The sequence below is a fragment of the Mycobacterium senriense genome (genome assembly GCF_019668465.1).
Classification (GTDB): Bacteria; Actinomycetota; Actinomycetes; order Mycobacteriales; family Mycobacteriaceae; genus Mycobacterium; species Mycobacterium senriense.
In genome coordinates this window covers 4,073,469-4,089,646 of record NZ_AP024828.1, presented here as the reverse complement: position 1 = coordinate 4,089,646, position 16,178 = coordinate 4,073,469, and the positions used below count along the sequence as shown (strand labels likewise).

The 16,178-nt window shown below is 68.6% G+C and carries 16 protein-coding genes; 4 read left to right on the top strand and 12 right to left on the bottom strand.

Translation table 11 applies throughout. The annotated features are described in order from the left end of the window. The first annotated feature begins 22 nt into the window (after positions 1–22). Both MTY59_RS19370 and MTY59_RS19365 read left to right on the top strand, forming a co-directional pair. Positions 23–1,228 carry a protein kinase domain-containing protein gene (locus tag MTY59_RS19370; protein WP_221046531.1) on the top strand — a complete coding sequence of 402 codons (1,206 nt, stop codon included), beginning with the start codon at positions 23–25 and terminating at the stop codon, positions 1,226–1,228. Between the two features lie 148 nt (positions 1,229–1,376). Continuing rightward, complete coding sequence (locus MTY59_RS19365; RefSeq protein WP_221042582.1) at positions 1,377–2,828, top strand: FAD-dependent oxidoreductase; 1,452 nt, start codon at positions 1,377–1,379, stop codon at positions 2,826–2,828. Here MTY59_RS19365 and MTY59_RS19360 read toward each other — a convergent pair. The 3 genes from MTY59_RS19360 to MTY59_RS19350 form a co-directional block, all read right to left on the bottom strand. Continuing rightward, positions 2,825–4,213, bottom strand: a complete 1,389-nt coding sequence (locus MTY59_RS19360; RefSeq protein WP_221042581.1) for a class II 3-deoxy-7-phosphoheptulonate synthase — start codon at positions 4,211–4,213, stop codon at positions 2,825–2,827. The two genes, MTY59_RS19365 and MTY59_RS19360, sit on opposite strands and share 4 nt — an antisense overlap. 84 nt (positions 4,214–4,297) lie before the next feature. Then, complete coding sequence (locus MTY59_RS19355) at positions 4,298–4,780, bottom strand: polyadenylate-specific 3'-exoribonuclease AS (protein WP_221042580.1); 483 nt, start codon at positions 4,778–4,780, stop codon at positions 4,298–4,300. A 22-nt stretch (positions 4,781–4,802) separates the two neighbouring features. Next, the gene (locus MTY59_RS19350) at positions 4,803–5,672 is read right to left on the bottom strand and encodes a hypothetical protein (protein ID WP_415823251.1); all 870 of its coding nucleotides are present in this window, start codon (positions 5,670–5,672) and stop codon (positions 4,803–4,805) included. Between the two features lie 108 nt (positions 5,673–5,780). Between MTY59_RS19350 and MTY59_RS19345 the strand changes: the two genes are divergently transcribed. Then, complete coding sequence (locus MTY59_RS19345) at positions 5,781–7,061, top strand: glycosyltransferase 87 family protein (RefSeq protein WP_221042579.1); 1,281 nt, start codon at positions 5,781–5,783, stop codon at positions 7,059–7,061. Here MTY59_RS19345 and MTY59_RS19340 read toward each other — a convergent pair. The 5 genes from MTY59_RS19340 to MTY59_RS19320 all read right to left on the bottom strand — a co-directional run bounded on the left by MTY59_RS19340 (position 7,058) and on the right by MTY59_RS19320 (position 10,452). Then, on the bottom strand, positions 7,058–7,783 hold the full coding sequence (locus MTY59_RS19340) for a lysophospholipid acyltransferase family protein (protein WP_221042578.1): 726 nt from the start codon (positions 7,781–7,783) through the stop codon (positions 7,058–7,060). The two genes, MTY59_RS19345 and MTY59_RS19340, sit on opposite strands and share 4 nt — an antisense overlap. A gap of 85 nt (positions 7,784–7,868) precedes the next feature. Next, positions 7,869–8,261 (bottom strand): hypothetical protein, encoded by a 393-nt coding sequence (locus MTY59_RS19335; protein WP_221042577.1) that lies wholly within the window; start codon positions 8,259–8,261, stop codon positions 7,869–7,871. Further along, positions 8,258–9,529, bottom strand: a complete 1,272-nt coding sequence (locus MTY59_RS19330) for an ArsA family ATPase (RefSeq protein ID WP_221046529.1) — start codon at positions 9,527–9,529, stop codon at positions 8,258–8,260. The genes MTY59_RS19335 and MTY59_RS19330 overlap by 4 nt, the downstream gene beginning before the upstream one ends. Continuing rightward, a complete protein-coding gene (locus tag MTY59_RS19325) occupies positions 9,522–9,959 on the bottom strand; it encodes an SRPBCC family protein (protein ID WP_221042576.1) in 438 nt (145 codons plus the stop codon). Before MTY59_RS19325 ends, MTY59_RS19330 begins: the two co-directional genes overlap by 8 nt. A gap of 103 nt (positions 9,960–10,062) precedes the next feature. Then, positions 10,063–10,452: a polyketide cyclase / dehydrase and lipid transport gene (locus tag MTY59_RS19320; RefSeq protein WP_221042575.1), complete on the bottom strand. Its 390-nt coding sequence runs from the start codon at positions 10,450–10,452 to the stop codon at positions 10,063–10,065. A gap of 177 nt (positions 10,453–10,629) precedes the next feature. Between MTY59_RS19320 and MTY59_RS19315 the strand changes: the two genes are divergently transcribed. Further along, a complete protein-coding gene (locus MTY59_RS19315; protein ID WP_221046528.1) occupies positions 10,630–12,432 on the top strand; it encodes an AMP-dependent synthetase/ligase in 1,803 nt (600 codons plus the stop codon). A 29-nt stretch (positions 12,433–12,461) separates the two neighbouring features. On the opposite strand, the gene pimB is transcribed toward MTY59_RS19315, so the two are convergent. From pimB to MTY59_RS19295, 4 genes are all read right to left on the bottom strand, one after another. Beyond that, positions 12,462–13,592, bottom strand: coding sequence for a GDP-mannose-dependent alpha-(1-6)-phosphatidylinositol monomannoside mannosyltransferase (gene pimB, locus MTY59_RS19310; RefSeq protein WP_221042574.1), 1,131 nt, complete (start codon positions 13,590–13,592; stop codon positions 12,462–12,464). A gap of 64 nt (positions 13,593–13,656) precedes the next feature. Next, positions 13,657–14,499: a DUF4157 domain-containing protein gene (locus tag MTY59_RS19305; protein ID WP_250160882.1), complete on the bottom strand. Its 843-nt coding sequence runs from the start codon at positions 14,497–14,499 to the stop codon at positions 13,657–13,659. Positions 14,500–14,533: 34 nt separating this feature from the next. After that, positions 14,534–15,670 (bottom strand): peptidoglycan hydrolase RipC, encoded by a 1,137-nt coding sequence (gene ripC, locus MTY59_RS19300; RefSeq protein WP_221042573.1) that lies wholly within the window; start codon positions 15,668–15,670, stop codon positions 14,534–14,536. A 179-nt stretch (positions 15,671–15,849) separates the two neighbouring features. Continuing rightward, complete coding sequence (locus MTY59_RS19295) at positions 15,850–16,104, bottom strand: hypothetical protein (protein WP_221042572.1); 255 nt, start codon at positions 16,102–16,104, stop codon at positions 15,850–15,852. Positions 16,105–16,178 lie beyond the last annotated feature (74 nt).

The following is a 16,178-nucleotide window of genomic DNA, read 5'->3' as shown; positions in this document are numbered from 1 at the left end:
GGTCGATCCGCTCGACAACACTTTGCTGGACGGTCGCTATCTGGTTCAGTCCAGGATCGCCAGCGGCGGGACGTCGACGGTGTATCGGGGCCTGGACACCCGGCTCGATCGTCCCGTCGCGGTGAAGGTGATGGATTCCCGCTACGCCGGCGACGAGCAATTCCTGACCCGCTTCCAGCGCGAGGCGCAAACCGTGGCCCGGCTGAAGGATCCCGGGCTGGTGGCGGTCTACGACCAGGGCCTGGATGCCCGGCACCCGTTCCTGGTGATGGAGCTCATCGAGGGTGGCACGCTGCGCGAACTGCTGGGCGAACGGGGACCCATGCCGCCGTACGCCGTGGCGGCGGTGCTTCGTCCGGTGCTCGGCGGGCTGGCCGCCGCCCACCGGGCCGGCCTGGTGCATCGCGACGTCAAGCCCGAGAACGTGCTGATCTCCGACGACGGCGAGGTCAAAATCGCCGACTTCGGTTTGGTCCGGGCCGTCGCGGCCGCCGGAATCACCTCAAGCAGCGTGATTTTGGGCACCGCGGCCTACCTGTCGCCCGAGCAGGTGCGCGACGGCGACGCCAGTCCGCGCAGCGACGTCTACTCCGCCGGGATCATGACCTATGAGCTGCTGACCGGGCGCACCCCGTTCACCGGTGACTCGGCCTTGTCGCTCGCCTACCAGCGGCTGGACACCGACGTGCCGCCGCCCAGCGCGGCCATCGACGGTGTGCCCGCGCAGTTCGACGAATTCGTCGAGCGTGCGACGTCCCGCGACCCGGCCGAACGCTATGCCGATGCCATCGAGATGCGCGGCGACCTCGACGCGATCGCCGAAGAGCTCGGGCTGCCGGACTTTCGGGTGCCCGCACCCCGCAACTCCGCACAACACCGGTCGGCGGCGCTGCAGCGCAGCCAGACCGCCCAGCGGCCGCCCACCGCCCAACGGCCCGAACCGGCCGGCCATGCGCCGGTGCGTCAGCCCACTCGCCAGATGACGCGGGGCCCCGAGGATTGGTCGGAGTCGGTGCGTCCGGCGCAGACCGACGACGAGGACGAGGACGATTACGAATACGAGTCGGTCGCAGGCGAATTCGCGGGAATCCCGATCAGCGAATTCGTCTGGGCGCGCCAGCACAACCGCCGCATGGCGCTGGTCTGGGTGGCGCTGGTCCTGGCGATCACCGGGCTGGTCGCCACCGCGGCGTGGACGATCGGAAGCAACCTGAACGGGTTGCTGTAGAAGGGCCGGGCGCAGGCGATGGCCCGACAAGAATGAGCCGCCCGGCGGCCGGCACCTCGGCGGGCCGGCCGCGCTCCCGACGACACGAATCTTAAAGTAATCACAAATTTCTCTTATTTTTCTTAATTTTGGTGTACCGTGCTTCTGCATGGGTTCGACAACGCATAGCGTCGACTCGCCGAACCGGCTCGGCGAGCACGCAGTCGTACTGGGTGCCGGAATGGCGGGTTTGCTTGCCGCGCGCGTACTTTCGGAGTTCTACGATTCGGTCAGTGTGGTCGAGCGAGACAGGTTGCCCGACCACCCGTGCCACCGCCGAGGCATCCCCCAGGGCCGGCACGTGCACAACTTCTACAGCCGCGGCCTGCAGGTGGTGGAGGAATTGTTTCCCGGCCTGCTGGACGACCTGGCCAGGGCCGGGGCGGTGGTCGTCGATAACGGGGATCTGTCGAATTTTTACGTACGCAGCGGGCGCTACGAGCTGAAACGTTCGGGCGCGTTCGCCGATCCGGACGCGTTGGCGCTCCATATGACGAGCCGGCCGTTCATGGAGTTTCACCTGCGCCGGCGCGTCAACGCCCTGCCCAATGTCACATTCCTCGACGGGCACGACGTGTCCGGGCTTCTCACCACCGCGGACATCGTCAACGGCGTACGAATCACCCGGCGCTACAACGGTTTTCTCACGACCCTGGACGCCGATCTGGTGGTGGACGCCATGGGGCGCGGGGCGCGCACCCCGGCGTTCTTGGAGAACCTGGGTTACGAACGGCCAACCGAGGACCGGGCGCCGGCCAGATCCGGTTACGCGAGCCAACAATTGAGCATTCCCGAGGGATCCATCGCCCAGCGGCTGGTGCTGTTCAATCCGGGGGGCGGCAGGCCTCGGGGCTTGCTGGTGGCCAACGAGCACGACACCTGGATGCTGGCGATCGGCGTGCCGACCGACACTGGCGAGCCGCCAACCGATTTCGATGCGATGCTCACGATGGCCGAGCCGTCCCTACCCACGGCAATCATCGAGGGCCTGCGCGGTGCGTATCCCATCGGGGAAGCCGTGATATATCACCACACCGCCGCAATCTGGCGACGCTACGACCAGTTGACCGAATTCCCTTCCGGCCTGCTGGTGACCGGCGACGCCTTGTGCAGTCTCGATCCCACCTACGGGCAGGGCATGACGATCGCCGCGCTGGAAGCGCTGACCCTGCGCGATTGCCTGCGCGCGGGCGATGCGCACCTGGCACAGCGGTTCTTCCGGGCGACGGCCCGGTACATCGGCGAGACGTGGGCCGCCAACCAGGCCAGAGACCGGCTCACGTCAGGCGTGCACCGCCCGGGCGGGATGCGGCAGCGGCTTGAACGCTGGATGTCCACGGCGGCACTGAACGCCTCGACTCAGGACGTCGTGTTGACCGAGCGCTTCTTTCGCGTCTCCAACTTCATCGACCCGCCGTCGCGACTCCGAGATCCCGCCCTGCTGCCGCGCATCGTGTGGGGAAACCTACGAGCCCGGTTCACGCGGCAGCGAAGCCGCGCAGCCACGGCTCCGGTCGCGCCACAGAGCCCATCAAGGGAGCGGCTTACGGTGCGCCGCTAGTCGCGCAGCATCTCGGCGACGAGGAAGGCCAATTCCAGCGACTGCTGGGTGTTCAGCCTTGGGTCGCAGGCGGTTTCGTAACGGCCGACCAGGTCGGTGTCCGAAATGTCTTGCGCGCCACCAAGACACTCGGTGACGTTGTCGCCGGTGATCTCTACGTGGATGCCACCCGGGTGGGTGCCCAGCGCGCGGTGCACCTCGAAGAAGCCCTGTACCTCGTCGACGATGCGGTCGAAGTGGCGGGTCTTGTAGCCATTGGACGACTCGTGGGTGTTGCCGTGCATCGGATCGCACTGCCAGATCACCTGGTGACCGGTGGCCTGGACCTTCTCCACGATCGGGGGCAGCAGATCGCGAACCTTGTTGTTGCCCATCCTGCTCACCAGCGTCAGCCGGCCGGGCCTGTTGTGCGGGTCGAGCCGCTCGACGTACTCGACGGCCAGCTCCGGGGTGATCGTAGGGCCGATCTTGACGCCTATCGGGTTGGCGATCACCTCGGCGAACGCGATGTGCGCGCCGTCGAGCTGGCGGGTGCGCTCACCGATCCACACGGTGTGCGCCGACAGGTCGTACAGCTGCGGTTCTCCGCTGTCGCTTTCGGACAGGCGCAGCATGGAACGCTCGTAGTCGAGCACCAAAGCCTCGTGGCTGGCGTAGATCTCGGCGGTCTGCAGGTTGCGGTCGGCCACCCCGCAGGCGCTCATGAAGCGCAGACCGCGGTCGATCTCGGTGGCCAGCGCCTCGTATCGGGCGCCGGCCGGCGAGGTCCGGACGAATTCGCGGTTCCAGTCGTGCACCAGGTGCAGCGAGGCCAATCCCGAAGACGTCAGCGCCCGAACCAGATTCATCGCCGCGCTGGCGTTGGCGTAGGCGCGCACCAAGCGCGACGGGTCGTGCTCGCGCACGGCGGCGTCCGGGGCGAAGCCGTTGATCATGTCGCCGCGATAGGATTTCAACCCCAGCGCGTCGATGTCGGCCGATCGAGGCTTGGCGTACTGCCCGGCGATGCGGGCCACCTTGACCACCGGCATGCTCGAGCCGTAGGTCAGCACCACCGCCATCTGCAGCAGGGTGCGCACATTGCCGCGAATGTGGGATTCGGTGTTCTCGGTGAACGTCTCCGCACAGTCGCCCCCCTGCAGCAGGAACGCCTCACCCCGCGCCACCTGGGCCAGCTGCTCTTGCAGCAGGACAATCTCCGACGGCACCGTCACGGGCGGCACGCTCTCCAGGACCGTGCGCATCGCCGTCGCCCGGTCGGCGGGCCAGCTGGGCTGCTGGGCGGCCGGTTTGGCCAGCGCGGCGTCCAACCGCGCCCGCAGATCGGTCGGCAGCGGCGGCAGCGGCGGCAGCTGATCGATCGGAATGTCCACGGTCCAGTTCATCGGTTCATCTTAGCTGGGGCACGCACGCCCCCGGTCGGTGTTGATCTGCGCGAACTCGACTCGGCGGCGGTCCCGCCCGCCGGCTCAATCCCCGGACATGATGAGCCGGTATCTACGGAGCTGATCGCGCGCGTCGACCAGTGCGTCGTGCGCATCGGACGGCCGCGGCGGCATCCGCGGGCTGCCCCGGTCTTCCCACAGTTGCCGCAGCTCGCGGGTGAAACGGGGGATGGACCGCGGCAACTCCGGCATGGTCCCCCACAGCTGGCACAAGGCCACGTGGTCGTAGGCCGCCACCCACGCCCACAGCTCGATCGGCTCGGCGCCGCCGATGCCGAGAAAGCCCTCCAGGTCTTCGCGGATCTGGCGGCGGGAGCGCCACAGCTGCGATGCCGGTGGCGGCAACTTGGGCAGCACGTTGGCGCGCACCCAGGGCCCGGCGCGCTCGGGATCGAATTCCGTGGACACCGCGTAGTACTCGCGGCCGTCTTCGGCGACCACCCCGATCGAGATCAGCTCGATGGTGCGGCCGTCCTCGATGAATTCGGTGTCGTAGAAATACCGCACGCGGGGAAGCTTAGGGAAAAGGTCAGCGGCCGATCAGGATGGGCCCGGTGGGCGCCGGCGCGGGGTGGACCTCCTGGTCGAGCGTGGCGTCAACCGTGCGTTGGTCGGGCAACCGCGGTGTGCCGGCGATGGCGCACTGCAGGTACAGCTTGGCCCGCACCACCGGGCGGCGCAGCGTCCGCTCGCGTTGCAGCGCGCGGCGCATCTTGTCCGGCTGCGTGGAGTATCGCCAGCGGGCCCAGGGCGCGTGCGGGCGCGACAACCGGATCGCGCCGATGACCAGCAAAATGACCAGGAACATGCCCAGCAGGCCGGTCCACACCTTGCCCTTGAGCACCACCACGACGGCCAGCGGCAGCGTCAACGCCATCGCGCCGGCCACCACCGCCCGCAGCGCCGTCGATTCGGCGTTGTGCCAGATCGGCAGGAAGAACATCAGCGGGTGCAACCCCATGATCAACAGCCCGGCCACCGCCACCGCTGCGAACACCGCGTCCACCGAGGTGCGGCCGTCCTCGGACCAGTAGACGTCGGACAGGTGCAGGATCAACGCGTACTCGTCCAGAACCAGGGCGGCGCCGATCCCGAATAAGGTTGCCGCCATGGTGAATTCGGGTTCATGGCCGTCGATGGACAGCGTGACCAGCGTCAGGCCGGACAGCAGGGTCAGCACCACCCCGAAGGTCACGTGATGAATGTGCACTCCGCCGACGTGGACGTTGCGCGGGTGCCACCACCGGGTGGGCCGGCCGTTGTCGGCGCGGTGCCGGATCAACCGCACGAAGGTTCGGGTGACGAAAAACGTCAGGATGAAGGCGACCAGGCAACACAGCAGCGGCAGGTGGCCGCGGTCATAGACGTCGTGTGCGAACCACCGGGTCACCTCGGCCACGAACGAATGGAGCACTCTTGAAACGTACGCCTGTCTGCGCCGGGCCCGTGGGACCCGCGCTGCACCAGGCGGGTCGGGGCCCGGGCACCCATTACGCTGATGTGCGACATGAGTACACGGCAGGCGCCCGGCGTGGGCAATCGACCCGGGTGGGCGCTGTGGTGGGGGCTGGCTTGGCTGCTGGCCGCCGCGGGGCTGAGTTATGCGGTGTGGCAGCTGTTCGGGCACACGCCCTATCGCATCGACATCGACGTCTATCAGATGGGCGCCCGGGCCTGGATGGACGGCCACCCCCTGTACCACGGGGATGTGCTGTTCCACACCCCGATCGTGGATCTGCCGTTCACCTATCCCCCGCTGGCGGCGATCGTGTTCTGCCCGTTCGCGTGGATGCACATGCCCACCGCCAGCGTCGCGATCACCGCGTTGACGCTGGTGCTGCTGGTGGTGGCGACCGTGATGGTGCTGACCCGCCTCGGCGTCTGGAGCACGTCGGCGACCCTGCCCGGCCCGGCCTGGGTGCGCCGATGGTGGCTGGCGATCGTCGTCGCGGCCGCGGCGACCGTCTGGCTGGAACCGATCAGCTCGAACTTCGCCTTCGGCCAGATCAACGTGGTGCTGATGACGCTGGTGATCGCCGACTGTGTGCCGCGGCGCACGCCGTGGCCGCGCGGGCTGCTGCTGGGCCTGGGCATGGCGCTGAAGCTGACGCCGGCGGTGTTCCTGCTCTATTTCCTGCTGCGTCGCGACAACCGCGCGGCGCTGACCGCGCTGGCGTCCTTCGTGGGAGCGACGCTGCTCGGCTTCGCGCTGGCCTGGAACGACTCGTGGGAGTACTGGACGCACACCGTGCTGCACACCGACCGGATCGGTTCCGCGTCGCTGAACACCGACCAGAACATCGCCGGCGCGCTGGCCCGGCTGGGGCTGGGACAGCAGGAGCGGTCCCTGCTCTGGGTCGCCGCGTCGTTGCTGGTGCTGGCGGTGACGGTGTGGGCGATGCGACGGGTGCTGCACGCCGGCGAGCCCACGCTCGCGCTGGTGTGCGTCGCGCTGTTCGGGCTGGTGGTGTCGCCGGTGTCCTGGTCGCATCACTGGGTCTGGGTGCTGCCGACGGTGCTGATCACGGCGATCCTGGGCTGGCGGCGCCGCAACGCGGCGATGATGCTGATCAGCGTCATCGGGGCGGCGCTGATGCGCTGGTCACCGATCGACCTGCTGCCCAAGCACCACGAGGCCAGCGCGGTCTGGTGGCGTCAGTTGGCCGGGATGTCCTACGTCTGGTGGGCGCTGGCGGTCATCGTCACGGTGGGAGTCACCGTCACGGCCCGCGGAGTCGCGCGCAATGCCGCCCCGCAGCAGTTGGCGCCGGTTACCGCCGTCGGCTAACCGGCGGCCGTCTCGGGAATCCGGGTGGCCTCGCCGTTCGCCGCGTCGTTACCGCCCTTTTTTAGGCTCGCCGCGTAGATGTCGACGTATTCCTGGCCGGACAGCCCCATCAGCTCGTAGATCACCTCGTCGGTGACGGCCCGCTCGATGAAGCGGTTGCCGGCCAGCCCCTCGAACCGGGAGAAGTCCATCGGCTTGCCGAAGCGGACGGTGACCCGGCCGAACCGCAGCATGTTCGTCCCGGGCGGGTTGACGACGTTGGTGCCGATCATCGCGACCGGGATCACCGGAACACCGGTCTCCAGGGCCAGCCGCGCCAGCCCCGTCTTGCCCTTGTAGAGCCGCCCGTCCGGCGACCGCGTGCCCTCGGGATACATGCCGAGCAACTTGCCCTGGCTCAGCACCTGCTGCGCGGTGTTCAGCGCGGCCTGGGCGCTGTCGGCGTCGGTTCGGTCGATCGGCACCTGGCCGACGGCGGTGAAGAACCACCGCTGGAACCAGCCCTTCAATCCGGTGCCGGTGAAATATTCCGACTTGGCCAGGAACGTGATTCGGCGCCGCACCACCAGCGGAAGGTAGAAGCTGTCCATCACCGCCAGGTGGTTGCTGGCCAGAATAACCGGCCCGGAACTGGGAACGTGTTCTAGGCCTTCAACTTTCGGCCGGCCCAGCAATGACAGCAGCGGGCCGAGGAGCACGTACTTGAATAGCCAGTACCACATGGCCCTCCCTCTCGGCTATACCGCTGATGTTCTGCGCCAACTGTACCCATCCCCACCCGAACCAACCACCTGCGACGCAGCCCGCTCACTCCTCGAGCGTGACCGGGATGGGCTGATAGCGCGTCCGCGATGCGGTGTCTTGGGTATCGCCCGGCGCGCCGGGCCCGCCGCCGGACGGACCGTCCGGCGGTTCCGGCGTCGGCTTGGCGGAGCGGTCCATGTCGTTGACGATGTCGCGAACCACTTCGAGCAAGGCGATGCTGTGGTCGGCGATCGCGGTGAGCAACGGGTGCTGGTCGCCGGTCGCCAACGCGGCCAGCGCGCACACCGGGCACCACACCTGCTGGCACTTGCCGGTGCCGACGCCCGCGCCGGCCGTCAGCGCCGCCGCCGCGCGCACCGCGGGGTCGATGCCGTCCAGGATCGTCTGAGCGAGCCTGCGCAGTTCCGGACCGATGTCGGAATGAGCCTTACTCACTTCGGCCACACCTCCGGATCTGGTCGAAAACGCACCGTCAGTTCGCTACCCCGCAGGTGTGCGTCCAGCACGGTGCACCGCCGAAGTACTGATGCCAACCTAACCCGACGCCGCAAACCCCCGGCGCTGATGATCAGATCGTCATCGACGCGGCCCAGCGTCAGGGCCGACGGATCGAGTTGCGGCAACGCTAGCCGCATTCGGTAGATGGACCCTAGACCCGTCCCGGATTCGAGGTCGACGGTGGGCCGCAGCGGGCCGGGCGGCGCCGTGCCGCCGCGCCGCCGGGCGGCGTCGAGCAACCCGCTCAGCGCCTTGGGGCCGATCGGCTCGCCGGACAGGTGCGGGGTCATCACCAGCGCCACCTCCCCGATGGTGGCGTCGAGCTCGTCGAGCACCCCCCGCTGCTCGGCGATTCGCTCGGTGTACCAGTAGAAGGCGGGGTGTTCGGGCAGGTTGCGGTACTCGTACGAGTCGTCTTGCAGCAGAACTTGATTCACGATCAGCTCTTCGACGCGCACCCCCATCAGGGCCAGCGAGCCCAGCGTTCGGGCCGCCTCGGCCGCCACCACCCGCTCGGGCGTCAGCACCAGGTGCGCGCTGACCAGATTGCCGTCGGTGAGCAACGTGCTGAGCGATTCCACGCTCGAGCTGATCCGCTCGAGCAGTGCGACCACCGCCGCCGACCGGGCGTCGTCGGCGGTGACGGACAGCCGGCGATGCCGCGGCCACGCCCGCTCGACATACAGCCCGAAGGTGGCGGGCAACGTCAACATCCGCAGGGCATCGGCGGTCGACGCGCAGTCGACCACCACGCGGTCCCATGCCCCGGAGCGCGCCAGCTCGCCGACGGCGTACAGCCCGAGCACTTCCTGAACACCCGGTAGGGCCGAAAGTTCTTCGGGCGCAATGGTACTCAGTTCCGAGTCGGGAAAGCGCCCGTCCAGCGTGGCGACGACGTCGTGCCAACGGGCCTCGAGCAGCGCCAGCGTGTCCAATGCCAACGCGTCCAGAACCCCACCACCGGCCTCGGCCTGGCCGGTTTCGAGGTCGGCGAGCACCCGCACCGGTTCGCCCTGACTGGGCGAGACGGTGATGCCCAGGACGTCACCCAGCGAGTGCGCCTGGTCGGTGGAGACCACCAGCGCTCGCTGCCCGGCGCTCGCGGCGCCGACGGCGGTGGCGCAAGCCAGGGTAGATTTCCCTACCCCGCCTTTGCCGACGAAAAGGCTGATCCGGGCCGGGGCAGGCGCAGCGGACTCACTCAGCCTCGACTCGTTTCTTGAGATCCTTCAGGGCGGTGTCGGTCAACCGGCGCTCGGCCTTGCGCTTGAGCAGGCCGATCATCGGCATGGCCAGATCGACGGAGAGTTCGTAGGTGACCTCGGTGCCGGATCCCTTGGCCGCCAACCGGTATGAGCCTTCCAGCGAGCGCAGCAGCGAACTCGACACCAGCGTCCAGCTCACCGACTGGCGATCCTTGGGCCACTCGTAGGACATCACCATCGTGTCCTTGATCACCGTGGCGTCCATGACGATCCGGGCAACCTTTGGGTAGCCGTCGGCGTCCTTCTCCTGAACCTCGGCGTCCTTGTACTCCGAAATCCACTGCGGGTAGGAATCGATATCCGCGATCACCTGCATCACGGTGGCCGGGTCGGCATCGATGTAGATGGTTTGCGTCGTCTTCTCCGCCACCTGATTGCTGCCCTCTCTCCCGCGAACGGATCGACCCCTCCGATGTGGGGGACCCCGCGGGCCTCCGGTCCGACACGGTACTCTCTGCGCGGACCTGACCCGGCTAAACTACCGGAGAAACTCCGACCGGGCGTGACCGTTCCAGTGTCGTCTTCACCTCGAACGCCATTTTCTTGCCCGCCACCCGACGGCGGTGCGTCATCTTCGCCAGATTCAGCTTGGCCAGCTGCCAGGCCGCCACCCCGGTCGGCTCGGCGTGCAGGAAGTAGTGCAGCACGACGCCGTCCAGCGACGGTTCCAGCCAGATCTCCATGGTCCCGGTCAGCGCGCCGGTGATCGACCACCGGATGCCCTTCTCCCCGCGATCCTCGACGACCTGCAGCCGCAGGTCCGGCCACCAGCGGCGCCAGCTCGACTGATCGGCGACCGCGGCGCCCACCCGTGCGCCGGCGGCGGCGACAAACGTCTCATCCGCGACCTGGATGCTGTTCATGACCACAGCTTCACACACCGGTCCGACGCGCCTCGCCGAGGGCGGGCCCGGCTCGCGGCGGGCAATAGCGGCCCCTGGCCCCACCACTCTGGCCGTGCTGGGTCAACGCGCGGATTAGGCTGGTCACCGGCAACCCGGCTCCCGGGAATCTTCACGAGGTCAATCGAGGTCATGAGAGTGCGTGAGTACAGCGTCCCCGCCCGCTTTTCCGTCGGCGAACAGGACAACATCGCCGCGATGGTCTTCGAACACGAGCGCGAAGACCCCGATTTCGTCATCTACCAGCGCCAAGTCGACGGCGAGTGGACCGACGTCACCTGCGCCGAGGCGGCCGAGCAGATCCGCTCCGCCGCACTGGGTTTGATCTCGCTGGGCGTGCAGGCCGGCGACCGGGTGTCCATCTTCTCGGCCACCCGCTACGAATGGGCGATCCTCGACCTCGCGATCCTGTCGGTGGGCGCGGTCACCGTGCCGATCTATGAGACGTCGTCGGCCGAGCAGGTGCGCTGGGTGCTGCAGGACTCCGAGGCGGTGCTGGCGTTCGCCGAGACCGACGAGCACGCGGCGATGGTCACCGAGCTGACGGCCGAGCTGCCCGCGCTGCGCCGGGTGCTGCACATCGACGGCTCGGGCCCCAAGGCGCTCGACCAGCTGGTGGAGGCCGGCGCATCGGTGGAACCGGCCGAGCTGACCGCCCGTCTCGAGGGACTGCGGGCCGCGGATCCGGCCACGCTCATCTACACGTCGGGCACCACCGGGCGGCCCAAGGGGTGCCAGCTGACGCATTCCAATCTGCTGTATGAGACCCGCGGCGCCAAGGAGAGCCTGCCGACGCTGCTCGACGAGGGGCAGCGGCTGCTGGTCTTCTTGCCGCTGGCGCACGTGCTGGCGCGCTCACTGACGTTGTCCGCGTTCGCCAACAAGGTCACGGTCGGGTTCACCAGCGATATCAAGAACCTGGTGCCGTTGTTCGCGGTGTTCAAACCAACCGTGGTGGTGTCGGTCCCCCGGGTGTTCGAAAAGGTGTACAACACCGCCGAGCAGAACGCCTCCAACGACGGCAAGGGTCGGATCTTCGCGGCGGCGGTGCAGACCGCCGTCGACTGGAGCGAGGCGCAGGACCGTGGCCGCCGCGGGCCGACGCTGCGCGCCAAGCACGCCCTGTTCGACCGGCTGGTGTACAACAAATTGCGCGCCGCGCTGGGCGGCGACTGCCACGCGGCCGTCTCCGGCGGCGCGCCGCTGGGCTCGCGACTGGGGCACTTCTACCGCGGCGTGGGCCTGACCATCCACGAGGGCTACGGCCTGACCGAGACGAGCTCGGCGATCACCGTCAACCAGGTCGGCAACGTCAAGGTCGGCACCGTCGGAACGCTGGTGCCCGGCAACAGCATGCGCATCGCCGAGGACGGCGAACTGCTGGTGCGCGGCGGCGTGGTGTTCAGCGGCTACTGGCGCAACGAACAGGCGACCGAGGACGCCTTCAGCGACGGCTGGTTCAGGACCGGCGACCTGGGTGTGCTCGACGAAGACGGCTTCCTGAAGATCACCGGGCGCAAGAAGGAAATCATCGTGACCGCGGGCGGCAAGAACGTCGCGCCTGCGGTCCTGGAGGACCGGCTGCGCGCGCATTCGTTGATCAGCCAGGCGATGGTCGTCGGGGACAACAAGCCGTTCGTCGGCGTGTTGATCACGATCGACCCCGAAGCGTTCGACGGCTGGAAGCAGCGCAATCAGAAGGGCGCCGGTGCATCGGTGGGCGATCTGACCACCGACCCCGACCTGGTCGCCGAGGTGGACGCGGCCATCAAGGACGCCAATCAGGCCGTGTCGCACGCCGAGTCGATCCGCAAGTTCCGCATCCTGCCGGTCGATTTCACCGAGGACACCGGTGAACTGACACCGACGATGAAGGTCAAGCGCAACGTGGTGGCCGAGAAGTTCGCCTCCGATATCGAGGCCATCTACGACAAGGACTAGCGGGCCCGCTCGCCGGCGCGGAGCGCCGTTCAGCCGAGCAGCGCGCCCAACCGCGCCGCCAGGGTGTCCCAGCGCCACTGGGCCGTCACCCAGTCGCGCCCGGCCGCACCCATCGCGGCGGCCCGGTCGCGATCGGTCAGCAACGCGGTGACTGCGTCGGCGATCTCGTCGACCTCGCGCCCGTCGACGACCAGTCCGGTCTTGTTGTGCTGCACCGTTTCCGGGGCTCCCCCGGATCCGCCGGCGATCACCGGCACGCCGGTCGCGGACGCCTCGAGGAACACGATGCCCAGCCCCTCGACGTCCAGCCCCGCGCCGCGGGTGCGGCAGGGCATCGCGAACACGTCGGCCAGTGCGTGGTGCGTGGGCAGCTCCGCGGCCGGTACACCGCCGGTGAAGGTGACATCGTCGGCCACCCCGCACTCGCGGGCCAGCGCGCGCAGCGAGTCCTCGTAGGGGCCGCTGCCGACGATGACCAGGGCGGCGCCGTCGACGCGTCGCCGGATCGACGGCAGGGCTTTGATGAGCATGTCCTGGCCTTTACGCGGCACCAGCCGCGACACGCATACCACGGTGGGCCGCTCGCCCAGCCCGTACCGATCACGCAGCTGCGCCCGGCCCGTCGGATCGGGCCGGAACCGGTCGATGTCCACCCCGGACGGCAGGTATTCCAGCGAAGCCTTGGGACCGAACGCGGGCGCGAACCGGGAACGGGTGTAGCGGCTGACGAAGGTGACGACGTCGGTGTCATCGCCGATGCGGCGCAGCACCGAGCGCGCGACCGGGAGCATCGACCACCCGACCTCGTGGCCGTGCGTGCTGGCCAGCACCCGGCTCGCCCCGGCCGCGCGAGCGCGTTGGGCAAGCAGCGCCAGCGGTGCGGCCGCCCCGAACCAGACGGTGTCGATGCCCTCGTCGGCGATCAGCCGCCGCATCCGGGTGTCGACGGCCGGGCCGGGCAGCATCAGGGTGCCCGGGTGGCGCACCACCCGATAGGGGGCGGCCTCGTCGTAGGCCTCGGCACCCTTCCAGTGCGGCGCGTACACCGTCACCGAATGCCGCCCGGCATCGACCAGCCGGCCGACGAACTCACCGAGGTAGGACTGGATGCCGCCCCGGCGGGGCGGAAAGTCGTTGGTTACCAGCAGGACCCGACTCACCTGCGACAGGCTAGCTTGGCGACCATGCGAACCGTGCACACGGCCCGAGCCGCGCGAGCCGGCCCTAGTGGGTCAGCCACTGCTGCCAGCGCGTGAGCAGGCCCGCCGGGCTGGCGCCCAGCACGTCCTGGCCTGCGGCGGCCATGTCGGCGTGCCTGATGCCGCAGGTGGCCAGGTAGAGCTCGCGCAGCTTGGGCGGCCCGAAGGTGTCGGCGACGAAGCGCGCGAACCACCACGCGCGGTCGTAGGCCAGCGAGCGCTGCGCCCCGGGAACGTCCAGGTCGCTGTCGGTGGGCAGCGTCATGGGTAACAACGTGTCGGTGGGCACCGGTGTGAGTGGGCGGCCGACGAAGTCGGCCACCCCCTCGGTGAGCCAGCGGGGTGCGTCCGCAACGGTGTCGGCGCGCGCGGCGTAGTGAAAAAGCTCATGGGCCAACACGATTCGCAGCGACGCGGCGCTCATCTTGGCCGCGCCCGGCGCGAACACAATCCGCTGGCCGACGGCGATCCGGCGAACGGGGTCGACACGGTCGACCACCGTCACGGCCGCGATGTCGGCCCACTGCGACGCAGGTCCCCCGCCGGCGGCGGCGCGGAACTCCTCGTCGGTGCCGGCCGCGACCACCGCGATCTCGTGCGGCCAGTCCACACCCCAGAAAGACTCCACCGCAGCGATCGCCGCGCCCATGGTCGAAGCCACCCGGGACAGCAACCGGTCGCTCGCGGCCCCGCCGAGCCCCAGCAACCGAACGGTGCGGTCACCGACGGTGATCGACTTCGTCGACGCACTCACTTGGCTGCGGGCGGGCGTGACCAGCTGGGCCGGCCGGATCCGGCTCTCGCGCACGGCATCGAACGGCACGGCCGCGGCCACCAGCAGTTCGACGGCGAATACCCAGGCCAGCAGTATCGGGAGCCGCCGGCGCCGCGGGTGAGGGTCTCTAGTAACGGCGGGCGTCGTAGATCGGACCGCCGGCGCTCATCGGCGCTACCCGGACCGGCACGCCATAGGTGGAGGAGTGGATCATCATGCCGTCACCGATGTAGATGCCGGTGTGCGAGGCATCGGAGTAGAAGGTCAGCACGTCGCCGGGCTGCAGATCCCCGAGCGAGACGGGCTGGCCGCCGTGGGCCAGCGCCTGGCTGGAGTGCGGCAGCGAGATACCGGCCTGCTGGAATGCCCACATCACCAGGCCGGAGCAGTCGAATCCGCCGGGCGCGGAGCCGCCCCACACGTAGGGCGAACCGACCTGGGTCAGCGCGGCCTGCACGACGGTGGCGCGGTCACCGCCGCCGACCCCACCGGGAGCCATGCCGGGCATGCCGGGCAGTCCACCGGGGGGCGGAGCCTCGCCCGGCGCCTGGCCGGGAGGCGTGCCCGGGGGGGCCGCTTCGGGCGCCGGGGCGCCGGGAGGCGGCGCAGGATTGGCCAGTGCGGTGCGCTGGTCGGCCGTTAAAGAAAGGTATTGCGACTTGACCACCGCGATCTGCACCTGCAGCTGGCTCTGCTTGGACTGTAGGCTGGCCCGGACCGCGGCGGCCTGCTCGGCCGCGCTCTTGGCGTCGGCGGCCGACTTGGCGGACTCGCGCTCGGCCTTGGCGGCCTGCTCGCCCGCGATCTCGTAGCTCTTCATCTGGTTGGCCATCTGCGTGGCCATCACCCGCTGCACCGCCAGCTTGTCGATCAGGCCCTGCGGTGAGCCGGCGGTCAGGATGGCCTCCATGCCGTCGACGTGACCACCCATGTAAGTCGCGGCGGCCAGCTTGTTGACGGACTCCTGATACGTCGCCAGATGCACCTTGGCGGCATCGACCGCGGCCTGGTCGTCGGTGTGCTTCTTGTCCGCGGCGCGCTGGGCGGCCAGCTTGTCGTTCAGATCGAGCTGGGCGCTGTGCATGGCCTCGGTGGTCTGCTCGGCCTGCCGGGACAGTTGGTTGAGTTTTGCCGTGGCGTCTTCGGCCGGGTCGGCCCACGCGGGGGCGGTCATGACGCCGGAGAAGATCGCGAAGCCAGCTAGTGCCCCTATGGCCGAACGTGTCAGGACACGCGCAACCGGGTACCTAGAGTCAAGCCTCAAGATTTGCTTCCTTAAACGGCCATCGACGGAAAAGGTCGTCGAGCGGGTTTAGGTCTCAAACAGGTTACGAAACGATATCGGCGTTTGTCCAAAGCGAGCGGTTAAGAAGTTAGATAGAATCCTGTCATTTCTATGTGAATCGTTTCGGGTGGCCCGAGGACCTTTGTGGGACAAGGCGATTAGGCTACACCAGAACCTCGATCCCGACGAATTGGGACAAGACGAAGTCGCGGCGCCAAGCCAACCTCGGCCAGAACTTCCAAAGCCGCCCGTTCATCTTGCAATAAAGTATCCGGGACCCCGAGTATCACGCTGACGACACAGTCGCGGCAGCCGGGGCCGCGCACCGCGCACTCGTCGCAGTCGATCACCACCGGTGGCCCCGGCTCCGGCGGCGTCGCGCCGATGTCGGTAGGTCCAGTTCTTGATGCCATTCGGGATCGGTCCTCTCGCTCTGGCCCGGCAAACTGGGTGGGCGAACATCACGCCGGACTGCCCGAACGGTAAC